The organism is Glycomyces arizonensis DSM 44726 (assembly GCF_000482705.1).
GTDB classification, from domain to species: domain Bacteria; phylum Actinomycetota; class Actinomycetes; order Mycobacteriales; family Micromonosporaceae; genus Glycomyces; species Glycomyces arizonensis.
The window spans coordinates 470528-487909 of record NZ_AXWO01000001.1 but is presented as its reverse complement, the minus strand read 5'-3'; the positions used below and the strand labels follow the sequence as shown (position 1 = coordinate 487909).

Here is a 17382-nt window from a genome sequence, read left to right as displayed (position 1 = left end):
CACGGGTAGCGTCGAAGCCGACCGCCAGCACCCAGCGGAGGAAACCACCGATGTCCGACACCACCACAGCGGGAACCGCCACGGCGACCGCCGAACCACCGCCCCCCGAACGCCCGGCGGCCGAACCCGCCGGGCCCGAGGCCGAACCGGCCGCCGCCGAGGCGCCGGAGAAGGCCCCGATCACGCGGCTGTGGGCGTACGCCCGCCAGCACCTGCGCCTGCTCGTCATCGGCGGGGCGCTCTCGTTCCTGGGCGGGCTCACCGGTCTCGTCCAGCCCCTCATCGCCATGGACGTCATCGACGCGCTCGCCGACGACACCTCCATGCGCGACCCGCTGCTCATGCTCGCCGCCGTCGTCATCGTCGGCGCGGCCCTGGGCGCGCTCGGCCCCTACCTGATGCAGGTCGCCGGCCAGAACGTGGTCCTGAGCGTGCGCAAGCGCCTCATCGGCACGCTCGTGCGCCTCAAGGTCGCCGAGGTCGACCGGCTGCGCCCGGGGGACCTGGTCTCCCGGCTCACCTCCGACACGAACCTCCTGCGCACCGTCGCCAGCACCACCGTCATCGGCGGCGTCACCGACTCGTTCATGCTCGTCGGCGGCATCGCCCTCATGGCCTGGCTCGACCTGGCCCTGTTCGGCACCACGATGGCGATGGTGGTGCTGGTGACCGTGATGATGCTGTTCATCATGCCCCGCATTCGCAACGCCACCGTGGACTCCCAGAAGGCCCTGGGCGACATGGGGTCCCTGCTGGAGCGCGTCTTCACCGCGTTCCGCACCGTCAAGGCCTCCAGCGCCGAGGAGCACGAGATCGCTCGCCTCGATGATGCCGCGACGACCGCCCGCGACAAGGGCGTCAAGGCCTCGCTGTGGGAGGGCCTGGCCGGGGTGGCCGCGTTCCTGCCGGTGAACATCGCCTTCTTGATGGTGCTCGGCGTCGGCGGCGCCCGCGTGGCGGCCGGCTCGATGGAGGTCGGCACGCTCATCGGCTTCCTGCTGCTGCTGTTCTACCTCATGGGCCCGGTCAACGGCCTGATCGCGTCGCTCTCGCAGCTCCAGACCGGCCTGGCCGCCGTCAAGCGGATCGAGGACGTGGCCGAGCTCGACGCCGAGGAGGCCGCGAACGGGACCGCCGCCGACGTCGGCGAGGGCCCGGCGCGCGTGGCCTTCCGCGACGTCACCTTCCGCTACGGCGAGGACCTCCCGTACGTCCACCACGGCATCACGTTCTCCTCCAGCGGGAAGGGCCTGACCGCGCTCGTCGGCCCCTCGGGCGCGGGCAAGACCACGGTGTTCTCGCTCATCGAGCGGTTCTACCCGGCCACCAGCGGCTCGGTGACCGTGGACGGCCGCGAGGTCTCGGAGTGGCCGCTGGCCGCGTTGCGCCGCATGATCGGCTATGTGGAGCAGGACGCGCCGGTCCTGCACGGAACGCTGCGCGAGAACCTCGTCATGGCCGCTCCCGAGGCCACCGACGCGGAGGTCGAGGACGTCGTCAAGGCCGCGCGTCTGAGCGAGCTGGTGGAGCGGCTGCCCGAGGGCCTCGACTCGCCGATCGGCTACCGGGGCATGACGATCTCGGGCGGCGAGCGCCAGCGGGTGGCGATCGCCCGCGCGCTGCTGCGCAAGCCGCGGCTGCTGCTGCTCGACGAGGCCACCTCGCAGCTCGACGCCGCCAACGAGGCCGCGCTCAAGCAGGTCATGCTCGACGCCGCCGAGCGCACGAACGTGCTCGTGGTGGCGCACCGGCTGTCGACGGTGACCAGCGCCGACCAGATCGTGGTGTTCGACGCGGGGAGGGTACGGGCCGTGGGCTCGCACGCCGAACTGGTCGAGACCGACGAGCTGTACCGAGACCTGGCCGCCTCCCAACTCCTCACCGCCGACCAATGACACCGCAGCCACCACCACACGGCTGAGGACTCCGCCCCCGGCGGGGTCCGCCGAGCTTCCGGTGCCGCTTCTTCACGGTCGGGCCGCCGCGCATTCGCGCGGCGGCCCGACCGTTTTCGTATCCGTGATCTCCGGGCCTTGACTCGCGGGCGATATCGCGACAAGATGTCTTATGGTAAGCGGTTCCCGTCGTGATCTGGGCACGTATATAGAGGTATTCACGTTGAAATCTCGCGCAGCGATGGCACACGATAGAAACCGGTATCATAACTTCATGAAGAGAAGCTCGACATGAGCGGAAGACCGCCGTCTCGGCGCCCGCACCGGCAGCCGGGTGAGGCACGCCGGAACGGCGGTCCTCCGCGAGGCGCGTGCCGCGCACCGGCACGCCCGGCGGATCGGCGGCGGCACTCGGCCGCCGACCCGGCGACCCCGAACCCCGACCAGCCACGGCGATGCTTGCGAGCCGTCAGTTGGCACAGAGAGGAACGACATGAACGGCAACACCAGCGGACTGCGGCGGCGCACCCTCGCCAAGGCCGGTCTCGGCACGGCGGCGGCAGCGCCGCTGCTCGCCGCCTGCGGGGGCGGTGACGACGAAGGCGGGGGCTCCGGCCCGATCACCCTCAAGCTGTGGAGCGACAAGGCGGGCATGTCCGACGCCGTCGCGGCGTTCAACGAGGCCCACGACACCGACGACATCCAGATCGAGTACATCGAGGTGCCCGCCGCCGAGATGGTCAACCAGGTCAACCAGGCCGTCGAGGCCGGCGACCCGTCGGGCGCCCCCGACCTGTTCCAGAGCGACAACCGCAACGGCGCCGAACTGCTGGCCCAGCAGCAGATCATCGACATCGGCGCGATGCTGGAGCCGCACGGCGAGCTGCTCGACCCGTCGGCGGTCCAGGCGCTCACGATCGGCGACATCGTCTACGGCGTCCCCAACACGCGCAACCCGAACTTCGTCATGGTGTGGCAGCCCGCCTTCGACGAGGCCGGCCTCGCGGTGCCGACGACGTGGGAGGAGGTCGTCGCGACCGGCAAGGAGCTCAAGAAGGACGGCCGCCACATCTTCAACTTCGCCGGCGAGGACCCCTCGACGTGGATGTACATGGCCTGGCAGGCGGGCGCGCGCTGGTACCGGATCGAGGGCGAGGCCTGGAGGATCGCGATCGACTCCGAGGAGAGCCGCTACGCGGCCGACATCGTGCAGCAGCTGTTCGACAACGACCTGGTCGAGAAGATCTCCTATGCCGACTACGCCGCGATGATGCAGGAGTACGACCAGGGCGACATCGTGCTGCGCCAGACCTCCACCTGGCAGCTGGCGGGCCACCAGGCCAACATGAACGCCACCCTCGGGCAGTGGGCCTTCGCGCCGAACCTCGGCATCATGGGCGGCGAGCCGATCTCGGCGGGCGACACGTCCGGGCTCATGGTCACCTCGCTGTGCGAGCACCCCGAGCGGGCCGTCGAGGCCGCCGCGTGGCTGTCCACCGACGAGGAACCGGTGTCCATCATGGCCGCGCCCGACACCGGCTCGGGCTGGTACCCGGCGGTCGAGGACACCGAGCCGTATCTGGACGCCGTGATCCCCAAGGAACTGCTGGGCGACCACGCCGACGACGCCGTCTCGGTCATCCTGGAGTCGGCCGTGTTCGCCGACGACTGGATCTACGGCCCGAACTCGACCTCGATGTACGAGGAGCTGGCCGACCAGTGGGGCCAGGCGATGGCCGGGGACATCAAGTTCGCGGACATCGCGCCCCACATGCAGGAATGGACGGTGTCCGACCTGAAAGACCGGGGCATCAACGTGGCCGAGTAGCGGAACGGCCGCTATAGCATTGGTTATAGGCTATAATCATCTTATATTCTATAGGGTATAAGATATATCGCGACTATAGAATATAAGCTATAAGCACGCTAGTGCCGCCGCGGTGTCGCAGGTGGCTGCCACGATGGGCGGATGGACGAGCAGGCATTCCCCATCCTCCGAGTCGAAGACGCCGCGGCGGCGGTGCGGTGGTACGAGCGGCTGGGCTTCACCCACCTGTGGGAGCACCGCTTCGAGCCGGAGTTCCCCGCATTCGTCCAAGTGGCCCGCGGGGAGGCGATGCTCTTCCTGTCCGAACACGAGGGTGACGCCCGCCCGGACGGCCTGGTGTATCTGCGGCTGCGCGACGTGGACGACATCGCGGCCAGGTTCGGGACGCGGGCGCGGGACACCGAGTGGGGCACCGGTGAATGCGAGCTGCGGGACCCGGACGGGAACCGGCTGCGCATCGGCATGGAGCGGTGACCCGAAGACCGGACGGACCGGGACGCGCCATGGTTCCAGAGGGAGTCGGCCCCTCGCGCTGCTGCCGCCTGAAGGGGCTGTGAAGCGCCGCCTCGGCCGAACTCGAGTACGCGGCCGACTCGTGTCTGATGCCGCCGCCCGGAGGATTTATGAAGCGTCGGCCATGACGCCGAAGACGGCTCCGCCCGGCGACCTGATGTCGGCGATGCGCACCATCGACGTCTCGACGGGCGGACCGACGACGTCGCCGCCGAGATCCTCGGCCATGGCGCACGCCTCGTCGGTGTTGTCGACCGCGAACATCACCACCCATTGCGAGGACAGCTCCCGTTCGGCGCCCTCGGCGGCGTGGCAGCCCCCGAACTCCTCGAAGCGGTCCTTGGGACTCAGCGCCGCATACGGCCGCGGGTCCTTCGAGTCCGTCCACGGCGGGACGTGGACGTCCCAGCCGAGCAGGTCGGCGTAGAACCGCATGGCCTCGGAGGGGACGCCGTCGTAGCCGTACTCGAACCAGGCCGGGGCGTGCAGCTCCTTGCCCGCACCGAGCCCCGTGTTGTCGTCGAGCGGCTCGAAGAGCCCGAACATCGCGCCGTTCGGGTCGAAGACCATCGAATACACCAGGTTGTCCGCCACCGGCGTGGGCGGTATGTGGACGGCGCCGCCGAGCTTCTCGGCGCGCTTGGTCGCCTTGGCGCAGTCCGCGACGTAGAACTGCACCGTCCAGCGGCTCGACGCGTTGAGGTAGTTCGGCGACTCGGGGACGATGCCGCCCACGGTCCGCCCCGAACGCTCGCTCTCGCCGATGCGGAGGTCGGTGTAGTGCCCGAACTCCTTGCCCGAGTCGACCGCCTTCCACCCGAACAGCTCGGTGTAGAACTCGAGGTCCCGGTCGAAGTCGGGGGAGTTGGTGTCGACCCAGATCGGGGCACCCAGCGGAATGGACGTCGGCATGGCGAACCGCTCCTTCGCAAGCATTGGTCTGCGGACAAGGACACGGTGGCACGCGGCCCGGCCGCCCGCAGGAATTCCGCCGTTTCGGCGGTCGGGCGGTGTTGTGTCTCCCGAGCCCGCGACAACGCGGTGTTCACAGGCCGTCATCGACGGTCCAGGGCTCCGACCGCGCCGCTGCCGCGGCAGCGCCTCAGGCGGCCTCGGAGACGACGCCGAACAGCGCCCCGCCGGGCGAGGACAGCGTCGCGGTGCGCATGCCCGCGTCGTCGCCCGGCGGCATCAGCACCGAGCCGCCCATCCCGACCGCCGACGCCGCCACCCGGTCGACCGAGTCGACCGCGAAGCACACGATCCACTGGGGAGGCAGACCCGCCTCCGGTCCCACCGCGGCGCGGCAGCCGCCGAACTCGATCCCCGACTCGCGCACCCGCAGCTCCACCGGCGGCGCGGCGTCGTCCGGGTCCTCGGACCCCGTCACCACCACCGACCAGTCGAACAGCTCCGCGTAGAACTGCATCGCCTCGACCGGGGCGCCGTCGTACACGTACTCGAACCACGCGGTGGCGCCCGGCTCGCCGTACGCCATGAACCCCATGTCGTCGTTCAGCGGCTCGAACAGCCCGAACGTCCCCCCGTCGGGGTCCCGCATGCTGGCGAAGACGAGATCGTCGCCGATGCGCATGGGATTGGTGATCGCGGCGGCCCCGAGCTTCTCGGCCTCCGAGGCGGCCGTGACGCAGTCGCGCACGTGGAACGACACGCCCCAACTCGCCGACCGGTCCGGCTGGTCGGACTGGTTCGGGGCGATCCCGGCGACGGCGCGGGCGTTCGCGGCGCTGGTGCCCAGGCAGAACTCGGTGTAGTGCCCGAACTCCTCGCCGCTGTCGAAGGTCTTCCAGCCGAACAGGCGGGTGTAGAACTCCAGCTCGGTGGGGAGGTCGGGCGCGTTGGCGTCCACCCAGATCGGGGCGCCGAGGGGTATCGAGGTCGGCATGTGCACCGCTCCTTCGCGGGTCGGGGTCGCAATGCCATCACGGTCCCATGCGGACGGGGCCGCCGCAAGGGTTTCGGTCCGCCGTTCCGGTCCGTGCGACTCGGAGGACGGCGACCGGTGGGAAAAGCCCGTTGCTCCGGTCCGAGCGGTGCGGGCGCAGCCCGAGGAACGGCGACCGGTGCGAAGGCCCGCCGTCCCAGTCCGGGGACGCGGCGGGGAATGGCGATGGTGCGAAAGTCCGCCGTTCCGGTCCGCCGGGCGCGAGTCGCGAATCCGTCGCCTCCGCCCGCCGTTCCGGTCCGCGGAGCCCTCCGCCCCGCGGACCGGTGTCGATTACGGGCGAGGGCGCTGCTTGAGCAGCGCGTCGCGGCTATCCCTCTCGATCCGCTCGCAGCGCGTCGCGGCTATCCCTCTCGATCCGCTCGCAGAGCATCGCGGCTATGCCTCTCGATCCGCTCGCAGCGCGTCGCGGATCTGCTCCAGAAGCACGATCTGCTCCTCGCGCTCCACCTTCTCCTCTTCCTTGTCGGTCACGAAGCGCTCGCGCAGCTTGTTGAACGGCACCACGATCACGAAGTACACCGCCAGGGCGGTCAGGAAGAACACCAGCAGGCCGTTGATGAACAGGCCGTAGGGGAACTCGACGCCGTTGATCGTGAAGCTGCCGCCGATGTCGGCGCCGCCGGTGACCAGGGTGATGAGCGGGTTGAGGAACGCGTCGCCGAACGAGCCGACCAGCGCGGTCAGGGCCGCGCCCATCACCACCGCCACCGCCAGCTCGACGACGTTGCCACGCATCAGGAAGTCTTTGAAACCTTGGATCATGCCCAGAGTGTCGCATCCGCGTGCGGCAGAACACCTGTCGCGCGCCCTGGTGTCGGAGGGAACCGACCGTCCGGGGGAGCCGCGCACGGCACCGCCGCCGGCGGCGAGCGTTAGCGGCTCGGCGGCGGCGCCGACGTCTCGCGCACGATGAGCTCGGGCGCCCGCCACGCCGGGGCCGGCTTCGGCACCGAGCTGTCGAGGCGGTGCCTGAGCAGCTCGAACGCGCCCCTGCCGACGTTCTCGAAGTCCTGGTTCACCGTCGTCAGCGCGGGCGTGGTGTACGCCGAGAACGGCGAGTTGTCGAAGCCGACGATGCTCAGGTCCCCGGGCACGTCCCGCCCGGCCAACCGTGCGGCGCGGAGCGTGGCCAGCGCGAGGTCGTCGTTGCCGCACAGGATCGCGGTCACCGAGCGGTCCGCCACCAGCGGCTTCACGGCCTCGAACGCCTCGGCGATCGTCCACCCCGACTGGATCATCGGCGGCGGGACCCGCCCGGCCTCGCGCAGCGCCCCCGCCCAGCCGTCGGCGCGGTGCGACTTGCGGTCCGCCTCGGTGCCCATCGCGGTGGGGATCGCGAGGTGGTGGACGGTCTGGTGGCCGAGGTCGAGCAGGTAGCGGGTGGCCTCGGCGGCGATCTGGCCGTCGTCGAGGCCGATCAGCCACGGCTCGTCCTTGCCGGTGTACTCGCCGATGGCCACCAGCGCCTGCGGCTGGGCGTTCAGCAGCGTGCGCCTGGCGCGCATGCCCGGCTCGTCGTGGGCGACGATGATGGTCGGCTCCCCGGCCCTGGGCAGGCGGGCGATGATGCTCGCGTCCGAGTGGGTCTCCTCGGGGTCGAGCACGGAGATCGAGACGCTCCAGCCCGCCGCGCGGGCGGCCTTCTCGATGCCGCGCAGGGACGCCTCGGAGCCGTAGAGCGAGGTGTCGGCGGTCAGGACGGTGACCGACTGCGCCGCGCCGCCCGCGAGGGTCCGCGCCAGCCGGTTGGGACGGTATCCCAACTCGTCGATGGCCGCCAGCACCTTGTCGCGGGTGGCAGGGGCCACGCGTGGCGAGCTGTTGACGACCCGTGAGACGGTCTGGTGCGAGACGCCCGCCAGTTTGGCCACGTCCCAGATGCTGGCTGCCTTCTTCGGCTCAACGCTCATTGCGTTCGGTCACCTTCTGCCTACTTTGAGATTGTCCGCCATCCGGCCATCGGACACCGCAGCGGCCCGAACCGGGACGCTGGACCACAGCCCGGCCGGATGCACGCTTGCCAGCGTAGATCGCATCGGCCCGCCCGTCGGCCGCGGTGCCCATTCCGCCTCGACTCATATGGACACAATCGGGTAACGACCGGATCATGGCGCGGTAAAAGCCCCGAGTCCCCGGATCGCCGTCCCGAAGGGCCCACCTGCCACTCCAGTGCCTGCGGTCGCGCCCCCGGCGGGCGTCGTGAGCGCGAGTTCACACATTGGAAATCTTTCGCGACAACTTCTTAACACGACGAGGCGAGCCGCGTAACACGTCGCGGTGAAGCTGGCAGGACTCCGGTAGGTAGGAGATCACGCGCCGGCCGCTCGCCGCCGAGCCGATCGGCGGCCCGACGGGCCATGACGGCCCTCGGCCGGCGCGTGATGACCGCCGCCGAGCAGCGTCGCTCCCCTCGAAGCCGGAACCGCACGAAGCCCGACACATACCCACTCTCTGGAGAGGAGGCGGCCATGCCCGAGCTCGACACCGGCAACAACGCCTGGATCCTGATCTCCGCCGCCCTTGTTCTGCTCATGACGCCCGGCCTCGCCCTGTTCTACGGCGGCCTGACGCGGGCCAAGAGCGTCATCAACATGATGATGAAGTGCCTGGTCGCCCTCGGCATCGTCTCGATCGTCTGGGTCCTGGTCGGCGAGTCGATCGCCGTCGGCGACGGCACCGGCGACAACCCGCTCTTCGGCGACCTGAGCACCGCGTTCGGCCTGAACTACGTCGCCGACCTCGGCACGGTCTCCGGCGGCGTCTCCGCCGGGGCCATGTCCGCCTTCGGCATGATGTTCGCGATCATCACCGTCGCCCTCATCGCCGGGGCCGTGGCCGACCGCATGAAGTTCAGCGCCTGGGTCGTCTTCGCCACCGCCTGGGTCGTCCTGGTCTACGCCCCCGTCGCCTACTGGGTGTGGGGCTCGGGCTGGATCGAGGACCAGGGCGTCCTCGACTTCGCCGGAGGCACCGCGGTCCACGCCAACGCCGGAGCCGCCGCCCTCGGCCTCGCGCTGGTCGTCGGCCGCCGCATCGGCTGGAAGGACGGCAACTTCGCGCCGCACAACCTGCCGCTGGTCGTCATCGGCACCGGCCTGCTGTGGTTCGGCTGGTTCGGCTTCAACGCCGGATCGGCGTTCGTCTCCGACGAGATCGCCGGCCTGGCCCTGCTCAACACGCAGGTCGCCACCGCCGCGGCGATCCTCGGCTGGCTCCTGGTCGACCGCGTCCGCGGCATCAAGCCCTCGGTCCTCGGCGCCTGCTCCGGCGTCATCGCCGGGCTCGTCGCCATCACCCCGGCCGCGGGCTACGTGACCCCGCTCGGCGCGATCGCCGTCGGCGGCGTCGCGGGCGTCATCTGCCCCTTCGCCATCGGCCTGAAGCATCGGTTCGGCTACGACGACGCGCTCGACGTGGTCGGCCTCCACATGGTCGCGGGCATCTGGGGCTCGGTCTCGGTCGGCCTGTTCGCCTACGGCGGCGTCACCGGCGGCACCGACGGCCTCTTCTACGGCGGCAGCTTCGGCTTCCTCGGCTGGCAGGCCCTGGCGGTCCTGTCCGTGGTCGTCTACTCCTTCGCCGTGGCGGCCCTCATCGGCCTGGTCCTGAAGTTCACCATGGGCGTGCGGATCAGCGAGGAGGAGGAGCTGGCGGGCATCGACGCGGCCCAGCACGGCGAGAGCGGCTACGACCTGCCGGTCAACGGCGAGGCCCTCGGCGCCGCCATCGGCTCGCCGGTGCCCGAGGTCCCCGAGAAGGTCCAGGCGTAAACCCCCGCATTGGCGCCGCCCCCGCGGACGGCCGCCCGGTCCCCCACGGCCGGGCGGCCGTCCTGTCGTCTTTCGCGACACGGCCGTTAAGCTCGTAGGGATACCTGCACTGACACCACCGAGAGGTTCGCCCGTGTTCGACGCCCTGTCAGAACGACTGTCGGGAATCTTCGAGTCCATCCGCGGCAAGGGCCGCCTGACCGAAGCCGACATCGACGCCACCGCCCGCGAGATCCGCCTGGCGCTGCTCGAGGCGGACGTCGCGCTCCCCGTGGTGCGGACCTTCATAGCCCAGGTCAAGGAGCGGTGCAAGGGCGCGGAGGTCTCCAAGGCGCTCAATCCCACCCAGCAGATCGTCAAGATCGTCGACGAGGAGCTCGTGGCGGTCCTCGGCGGCGAGACCAGGCGGTTGAACTACGCCAAGCAGCCCCCGACGGTCATCATGCTCGCCGGCCTCCAGGGCGCGGGCAAGACCACCCTCGCCGGGAAGCTCGCCAAGCACCTCAAGGCCGACGGCCACTCGCCGCTGCTCGTCGCCGCCGACCTCCAGCGGCCGAACGCGGTCGGGCAGCTCGAGATCATCGCCGAGCGGGCCGGGGCCGCGATCTACGCGCCCGAGCCCGGCTCGGGCGTCGGCGACCCGGTCAAGGTCGCCACCGACTCGATCGACGAGGCCAAGCGGGCCGGGCGCGACGTGGTCATCATCGACACCGCCGGTCGCCTCGGCATCGACGAGGAGATGATGGCCCAGGCCCGCGACATCCGCGACGCCACCGAGCCCGACGAGACCCTCTTCGTCATCGACGCCATGATCGGCCAGGACGCGGTCAACACCGCCGAGGCCTTCCGCGACGGCGTCGGCATCACCGGCGTGGTCCTCTCCAAGCTCGACGGCGACGCCCGCGGCGGCGCCGCCCTGTCGGTGCGCCACGTCACCGGCCAGCCGATCCTGTTCGCCTCCACCGGCGAGAAGCTCGATGACTTCGACGTCTTCCACCCCGACCGGATGGCCTCGCGCATCCTCGGCATGGGCGACATGCTCACCCTCATCGAGCAGGCCGAGGCCGCCTTCGAAGACGAGCAGAAGGAGGAGATGACCCAGAAGCTCCTCCAGGGCGAGGACTTCACCCTCGAGGACTTCCTCGAGCAGATGCAGGCCATCCGCAAGATGGGGCCGATCGGCAACATCCTCAAGATGATGCCGGGCATGGGCCAGATGAAGGAGCAGATCGAGTCGATCGACGACAAGCAGATCGACCGCACCACCGCGATCATCCGCTCGATGACGCCCGAGGAGCGCCGCAACTCCAAGCTCATCAACGGCTCGCGGCGCCTGCGCATCGCAGGCGGCTCGGGCGTGACCGTCTCCGAGGTCAACCAGCTGCTCACCCGGTTCAAGGACGCGCAGAAGATGATGCGCCAGATGGGCGGCGCGATGGGCCTGCCCGGCGGCGGGGGCACCAAGGCCACCAAGTCGCCCTACGGCAAGCGCAAGGGCAAGAAGGGCAAGAAGAAGGTCGTGCGCCGCGGCGGCGGCCGCCCCGGCGGGGCCCCGCAGCTGCCCGGCGGCGCGCCCGGCGAGATGCCCGACCTCTCGAAGCTGAACCAGGGCGACGTGCCCGACATCGACATCAACGAGTTCCTCAAGCAGCAGAAGAAGCAGCAGTAAGCGGACACCGACGCGAGCGCGAGGCGACATGACCGACAGCCGTACGAGCGCGGGCGCGGCGCGCCCGCTCCACATGCGGGTGGTCTGGCTGCCCGACGACACCGTCCGCGACCTCTACGTCGACGGCGACCGGATCACCTCCGAGCCGGTGCCCGGCGCCGAGACCGTCGCCACCGGCGGCTACGCCCTGCCGGGCCTGGTCGACGCCCACTGCCACATCGGCATCAGGCGCGGGGCCGCGCCGATCGAGAGCCTCGACGAGGCCCGCTCGCTGGCCCACACCGACCGCGACGCGGGCGTCCTGGCGATCCGCGACGCCGGTTCGCCGTTCCCCTACCCCGAGCTCGTGGGCGAGGACGGCATGCCGCGCCTGGTCCGCGCCGGGCACCACGTCGCCGCCTCCAGGCGCTATCTGCGGGACATCGCGATCGAGTGCGAGCCCGACGAGGCCGCGGCCGAGCTGGCGCGGCAGGCGAAGCTCGGCGACGGCTGGGTCAAGCTCGTCGGCGACTGGATCGACCGGTCCAAGGGCGACCTCGCCCCGAGTTTCGAGCCCGAGGTGCTCACCGCCGCGATCGCCGCCGCCCACGCCGAGGGCGCGAAGGTCGCCGTTCACACCTTCTCCGAGGAGGCCGTCGCCTGCGTCGTGGAGGCCGGGGCCGACTCGATCGAGCACGGCACGGGCCTGTCGACCGCCCTGCTCGACCGCATGGCCGCCCAGGGCACCGCGCTCGTGCCGACGATGGTCAACATCGAGACCTTCGACGACATCGCGGCCGGGGCCGAGGCCAAGTTCCCCGCCTACGCCGACCACATGCGGCGCCTGGGGGCCGGCTTCGCCGACGTCGTGCGCGAGGCCTGGGAGGCGGGCGTGCCGGTCTACCTCGGCACCGACGCGGGCGGCGGCATCGACCACGGCCTGGCCGCCGAGGAGATGCACCTACTGCACACCCGCGCCGGGATCCCCGCCGCCGAGGTGCTCGCCGTCGCCTCCTGGCAGGGCCGCCACTGGCTCGGGCTGCCGCCCGACCTCGGCGACGTCGTCGTCTACGACTCGGACCCGCGATCCGACCTCGCGGCCGTCCGCGAACCCGAGCTGATCGTCCTGCGCGGCCGCGTGGTCCACCGCCGCTCCTGAAGAGCGTCCCGACGGGTGGACGCCGGGAATCGGGTCCCCCACTGAGCGCACCGCTCGGCTAGGCTGAACGCCACCACATACCCCTAGGGGGGCCAATCCATTGAGCAACCCTTGCAATTCCGTAGTGGTGCGGGTTGGATATGGTGAACGCCCGCGCCGTAGTAGCCCGAGCAGAGAGTGTTGAAGCGATGTCATATCCTCCGCCTCCGGACCAGTCCGGCCAGGGCGGTTTCCAGTACGACCCGTACGGCAACCAGCCCGGATCCCAGCCCCCCAGTCCCCAAGGTGGAGGCTACAGCCCCCAGCAGCCCGGCTACCCGCCGCCGCAGCCCCAGCAGCCCGGTTACGGGGCCCCGCAGATGCCGCCGCAGTACGTCGGCGTGCCGGTCCAGGGCCCGAAGAACGGCATGGGCACCAGCGCGCTCGTGCTCGGCATCGTCGGCCTCGTCACCAGCTGGATCCCGTACGTCGCCTGCTTCGGCTGGGTGATGTGCATCCTCGCCATCATCTTCGGCGGGATCGGGCTCTCCCGCGCCAACAAGGGCGAGGCCACCAACAAGGGCGCCGCCGTCACCGGCCTCGTCCTCGGCGTCCTCGCCTTCGCCCTCGGCATCATCATCACGATCGCCGTGTGGGGATCCGTCATGGGCGCCATGTCGACGACCAGCACCTACTGACCCGTCGCCACCCGACATCGTTCAGCGGCGCGAGCGGATGCTCGCGCCGCTGCTGTGTCCGCTGATCACATCGTGACCAGGCAGAACGGGTGCCCGACCGGGTCGGCGAAGACCCGGAAGGTCTCGCCGCCGCCCTCCAGGCGCCGCGCGCCCAGCTCCAGGACCCGCCGCTCGCTCTCGTCGAGGTCGTTCACCCGCACGTCGAGGTGCATCTGCTGGTGGACCTCCGGGTCGGGCCACGTGGGCGCCCGGTAGACCTCCGCCTGCTGGAAGGCGATCCCGGGCCGGTCGACGGCGTCGCCGATGACCACCCAGTCGCCGTCGTCCTGCACCTGCACCATGCCGAGCAGCTCCCGGTAGAACTGGGAGAGCTCCTGCGGGTCAGGGCAGTCGATGATGAGTCCGTGCCATGTTCCGATCATCCCGGCAGTGTGGCAGACCGGTCCGACATGCGGGGCCCATGCGGCGAGAACGGCGCCGCTCAGGTCGCGTCGTCGTAGCGGCTCGCGGCGCGCCCGCCGCCCGTCTCGGACGCACCGCCCGCGGCGGTGTCGCCGGTGACGGCCCTTGAAGCGCTCCCGCGGGGGCGGCGGCCGTTCACGGCGCGCCTGGTGTCCTCGATCCCGCGGGTGGCCTCGTCGAGGTCCTCCTTGAGCGGCTTGGTGCCCTCCTGGAGGTCCTTCATCGTGGCCTTGAGCGGGTTGGTCAGCATCTCCTGGTCCTCTTCGCTCAGGATGTGCTTGCGGACGAAGGTCTTGGGGTTGAGGTCCTCGGGCTTGATGTCGGTGCCGATCTCGCGGCTGAGGTCGGCGGCGGCGTTCGAGGCCATGTTGCGGGCCTTGGAGATGAACCGGCGGAGATTGCGCAGCGCCTCGGGGAGCTTGTCGGGGCCCCACAGGAAGATGGCGATGAGGATGATGACGAGGAACTCGAGCCCTCCGAAACCTCCGAACACCCTGACCTCCCTGACGCCGACGAATCTTCGCCAAGAGTATTCGCTTGCCGGACCGAATGCCAAGGCGGCCCGCCCCGGGTCTCGACGAGGTCACGGCTCGTCAGGCCCGCGCCCGTTCGCCGCCGCCCGTCAGTCGCTCGCGGCCCCCAGCGTCACCTGGGCGCTGTCCTCCTGCCCGTCGCGCTCGTAGACCACGGTCACCGTGGTGCCCGGCGCGAGCTTGCGGATGAGGGCGACCAGCTCGGTGTTCTCGGTGACGGTCTGGCCGTCGAAGCTGGTCAGCACGTCCCCGTCCTGGAGCCCGGCCTGCTCGGCGGGGGAGTCGGGCAGGATCCGGCTCAAGGTCACCCCGACGCCCAGGTCCGACTCGCCCAGCTCGGCGCCGATCACCGAGTGCGAGGCCGAACCGGTCTCGATGATCTCGTCGGCGATGCGTTTGGCCTGGTTGATCGGGATGGCGAAGCCGATGCCGATGTTCCCGGCCTGCTCGCCCTCGGCGGCGGTCGAGGCGATCGCCGTGTTGATGCCGATGACCTGCCCGCCGATGTCGGTGAGCGGCCCGCCGGAGTTGCCGGGGTTGATCGCCGCGTCGGTCTGGATCGCGGCCATGACCGCCTCGACCTCGCCCGAGGAGTTCTGCGTCAGGACCGGCCGGTCGATCGCCGAGACGATCCCCTCGGTGACGGTCGAGGACAGCCCGAGCGGCGCGCCGATCGCGAGCACCGGGTCGCCCACCGCCATCTGGTCGGAGTCGGCCAGGACCATCGCCGGGTGGTCCTCGTCGCTGTCGATCTTCAGGACGGCGACGTCCGAGTCGGGGTCGGAGCCGATGACGTCGGCGGTGACGATCTCGCCGTCGTTGAAGATCACCTGGAGCTGCTCGGCGGGCTCGCTGCCGCCGCCGACGACGACGTGGTGGTTGGTCATGATGTAGCCGTCGTCGCTGACGACGAAGCCCGAGCCGTTGCCGCCGCCCGCGGTGAGCACCGTGACCACCGAGGGCATGATGCTCGCGACGACCCCGGCCACCGAGTCCGGGTCGCGGTCGACGTCCGGCTCGGCGCCGGTGATGGTGCCGCCGAGGGAGTCCGAGCGGGTGGCCCAGATGCCGATCGCGGCCCCGAGGGTCCCGGCGACGAGCGCCACGACCGCCGAGACGGCGACGACCAGGCCGAGGCCGACGCGCTGCGGGGCCTGCGGGCGTGGCGCGAGCGGCTCGATCGCGGGCGCGGCCGGGACCGGGTGGGTCTGGATGACGGCGTGGCTGCCGGGGTCGCGCCACGGGTCGGCGGGAGCGTCCGGGTTCCACCAGGCCGAGTGCTGCGGCGCGGCCGACTGTGATGCCGACTGCGGTGCCGTCGGCGGGGCGCCGATGGCGGCGTGGGGCTGGTCGGTGCCGTAGCTCATGCGTTGTCCCCTCGTGGGTACGGCGTTCTCGTCGATGTCGGCGGAGCGGTGGACCGGCCTGCGCCGTTAGGGGTCCGTTCCATTGGTCCCATTGTCGCCCACGCGCGCAAGAATGGCACACGGATCCTCATCGGCGTGACGCCCGCCCGCCCGAGCGCCGGGGGCGGCAGGGCGGCGCGCGACGAAGGCTCGCCTCGGACGCCGGTCCGAGGCGAGCCTTCAGTGTCGATATCGGCGGCGGGGTGACCGCCATGGGGTGCTTGGCGCTGACTACTCGAGGGCCCCTTGGAGCTCTTTGTTGAGCGTCTCGGCTTCCTCCGGAGTCATTTCGACCACGAGCCGGCCCCCGCCTTCCAGCGGGACCCGCATGATGACTCCGCGGCCCTCTTGCGTCACTTCCAGCGGGCCATCACCGGTCCGCGGCTTCATGGCCGCCATATTCGTCTCCCCTCGATCCAATGTCGCAGGTTGCGACTCGACGTTGCTAGATCAAGTTTCCCCGATGACATGGGCGAGAGCCAACTCGCCCCTCCGAGTATGTGACAAAGTTCCGGAGAAATCGCCCATAAGGGTCAAACCGCACTTACGGAATCGTCCCTGGATAGCGGGGTTAATCCTCGGGATCCTGTTCGTGCTCGGCACCGAGGAGGAACGCGGTGCCCTCGATCTCGCGGCCGTACGGGGCGACGAACGTCGGCAGCTCGGTCGGGCCCAGCGAGCGCACGTAGGACCAGAACAGGCGCACGGCCTCGGCCCGGTCGGCCGCCTCCACCGGGATCGAGAGCGCCACCAGCCAGTCGCTGCGGCGCTCGGCCGTCGGCAGGGCGCCGACCAGCACCTCCCACGCCTGCGGGTCCAGCGCGCTCCAGCCCTCCTCGGCCGACCCGTCGGCCGCCTCGGCGAACACGGCCGGCGCCGACGGCTCATCGAAGCGGCGGCGGTAGGCGACGGCCCCGCCGTCGACCTCGCCCAGCGCGAAGACCCCGCCCGGCCCTGCCAGGGCGACCTCGTCGCCGTCCGCGGCGCCCGCGGGGACGTCCGCGACGGGCTTCACCGAGTCGGCCTCATAGGCCTGTTGCTCGGTGAAGTCGTCCTCGTTCAGCACCAGCAGCCAGTAACGCATCGTCCAATCCCATCACGTCGCGCCGCGGCACCGGCGCCGTACCTCGGCCCGCGCGCCGTGCCTCACTGCTCGGCTTCGGCGTCTTCGGGCGCGGCCTCGATCGCGTCGAGACCGGCACCGGGACGCTCGACGCCGGCCAGCTCCTTCTCCAGCTCCGCGAGCCGCTCGTCGCGGCGCCCGATCTCCCAGGCGAGGCGGTTCATCGCCGCGTCCACCTGGGCGGTGCGGTAGCCGCGCAGGCCCGTGTCGAAGCGCAGCGCGCCCACGCCCGACTCGGTCACCGGCCCCTCCTCGCCCAGGCCCGCGGGCGCATCCTCGGGGCTGTTGTCCCGCAGGCCGTCCTGGCCGGTGGCCCAGACGACGATCGAGAAGGCGATCCACACGCCGATGGCCGCGACCACGACCGGCAGCACCAAGCTCACAGGATCCTCCAAAGGC

General features: G+C 70.7%; 17 protein-coding genes. 7 read left to right on the top strand and 10 right to left on the bottom strand.

Annotated elements, in window-relative coordinates; genetic code table 11:
* Positions 1–50: 50 nt before the first annotated feature.
* The 3 genes from H613_RS0102235 to H613_RS0102225 all read left to right on the top strand — a co-directional run bounded on the left by H613_RS0102235 (position 51) and on the right by H613_RS0102225 (position 4197).
* Positions 51–1895: an ABC transporter ATP-binding protein gene (locus H613_RS0102235; protein WP_084546233.1), complete on the top strand. Its 1845-nt coding sequence runs from the start codon at positions 51–53 to the stop codon at positions 1893–1895.
* A 493-nt stretch (positions 1896–2388) separates the two neighbouring features.
* Complete coding sequence (locus H613_RS0102230) at positions 2389–3723, top strand: ABC transporter substrate-binding protein (protein WP_026922514.1); 1335 nt, start codon at positions 2389–2391, stop codon at positions 3721–3723.
* Positions 3724–3864: 141 nt separating this feature from the next.
* On the top strand, positions 3865–4197 hold the full coding sequence (locus H613_RS0102225) for a glyoxalase superfamily protein (RefSeq protein ID WP_026922513.1): 333 nt from the start codon (positions 3865–3867) through the stop codon (positions 4195–4197).
* 147 nt (positions 4198–4344) lie between these two features.
* On the opposite strand, the gene H613_RS0102220 is transcribed toward H613_RS0102225, so the two are convergent.
* The 4 genes from H613_RS0102220 to H613_RS0102205 form a co-directional block, all read right to left on the bottom strand.
* A complete protein-coding gene (locus H613_RS0102220) occupies positions 4345–5148 on the bottom strand; it encodes a VOC family protein (protein WP_026922512.1) in 804 nt (267 codons plus the stop codon).
* Positions 5149–5338: 190 nt separating this feature from the next.
* Entirely contained in the window at positions 5339–6142 is an 804-nt protein-coding gene (locus H613_RS0102215) for a VOC family protein (protein ID WP_026922511.1), read from the bottom strand.
* 438 nt (positions 6143–6580) lie between these two features.
* Positions 6581–6967 (bottom strand): large conductance mechanosensitive channel protein MscL, encoded by a 387-nt coding sequence (gene mscL, locus H613_RS0102210; protein ID WP_026922510.1) that lies wholly within the window; start codon positions 6965–6967, stop codon positions 6581–6583.
* Between the two features lie 110 nt (positions 6968–7077).
* Positions 7078–8115, bottom strand: a complete 1038-nt coding sequence (locus tag H613_RS0102205; RefSeq protein ID WP_026922509.1) for a LacI family DNA-binding transcriptional regulator — start codon at positions 8113–8115, stop codon at positions 7078–7080.
* A 558-nt stretch (positions 8116–8673) separates the two neighbouring features.
* On the opposite strand from H613_RS0102205, the gene H613_RS0102200 reads away from it, so the two are divergent.
* From H613_RS0102200 to H613_RS0102185, 4 genes are all read left to right on the top strand, one after another.
* On the top strand, positions 8674–9975 hold the full coding sequence (locus H613_RS0102200) for an ammonium transporter (protein WP_026922508.1): 1302 nt from the start codon (positions 8674–8676) through the stop codon (positions 9973–9975).
* A 133-nt stretch (positions 9976–10108) separates the two neighbouring features.
* The gene (gene ffh, locus H613_RS0102195; protein ID WP_026922507.1) at positions 10109–11644 is read left to right on the top strand and encodes a signal recognition particle protein; all 1536 of its coding nucleotides are present in this window, start codon (positions 10109–10111) and stop codon (positions 11642–11644) included.
* A gap of 28 nt (positions 11645–11672) precedes the next feature.
* Positions 11673–12782, top strand: a complete 1110-nt coding sequence (locus H613_RS0102190) for an amidohydrolase family protein (RefSeq protein WP_051392828.1) — start codon at positions 11673–11675, stop codon at positions 12780–12782.
* Between the two features lie 188 nt (positions 12783–12970).
* A complete protein-coding gene (locus H613_RS0102185) occupies positions 12971–13459 on the top strand; it encodes a DUF4190 domain-containing protein (RefSeq protein ID WP_026922505.1) in 489 nt (162 codons plus the stop codon).
* Positions 13460–13524: 65 nt separating this feature from the next.
* On the opposite strand, the gene H613_RS0102180 is transcribed toward H613_RS0102185, so the two are convergent.
* The 6 genes from H613_RS0102180 to H613_RS31265 all read right to left on the bottom strand — a co-directional run bounded on the left by H613_RS0102180 (position 13525) and on the right by H613_RS31265 (position 17366).
* Positions 13525–13881 (bottom strand): VOC family protein, encoded by a 357-nt coding sequence (locus tag H613_RS0102180; protein WP_026922504.1) that lies wholly within the window; start codon positions 13879–13881, stop codon positions 13525–13527.
* A gap of 59 nt (positions 13882–13940) precedes the next feature.
* A complete protein-coding gene (locus H613_RS23895; protein ID WP_051392827.1) occupies positions 13941–14414 on the bottom strand; it encodes a twin-arginine translocase TatA/TatE family subunit in 474 nt (157 codons plus the stop codon).
* A 129-nt stretch (positions 14415–14543) separates the two neighbouring features.
* The gene (locus H613_RS0102170) at positions 14544–15821 is read right to left on the bottom strand and encodes a S1C family serine protease (RefSeq protein ID WP_026922503.1); all 1278 of its coding nucleotides are present in this window, start codon (positions 15819–15821) and stop codon (positions 14544–14546) included.
* 270 nt (positions 15822–16091) lie between these two features.
* Positions 16092–16259 carry a DUF3117 domain-containing protein gene (locus H613_RS29755; RefSeq protein ID WP_081687227.1) on the bottom strand — a complete coding sequence of 56 codons (168 nt, stop codon included), beginning with the start codon at positions 16257–16259 and terminating at the stop codon, positions 16092–16094.
* A 172-nt stretch (positions 16260–16431) separates the two neighbouring features.
* Positions 16432–16944 carry a hypothetical protein gene (locus tag H613_RS31920; RefSeq protein ID WP_026922502.1) on the bottom strand — a complete coding sequence of 171 codons (513 nt, stop codon included), beginning with the start codon at positions 16942–16944 and terminating at the stop codon, positions 16432–16434.
* A gap of 62 nt (positions 16945–17006) precedes the next feature.
* Complete coding sequence (locus H613_RS31265; protein WP_051392826.1) at positions 17007–17366, bottom strand: DivIVA domain-containing protein; 360 nt, start codon at positions 17364–17366, stop codon at positions 17007–17009.
* Positions 17367–17382: the final 16 nt, after the last annotated feature.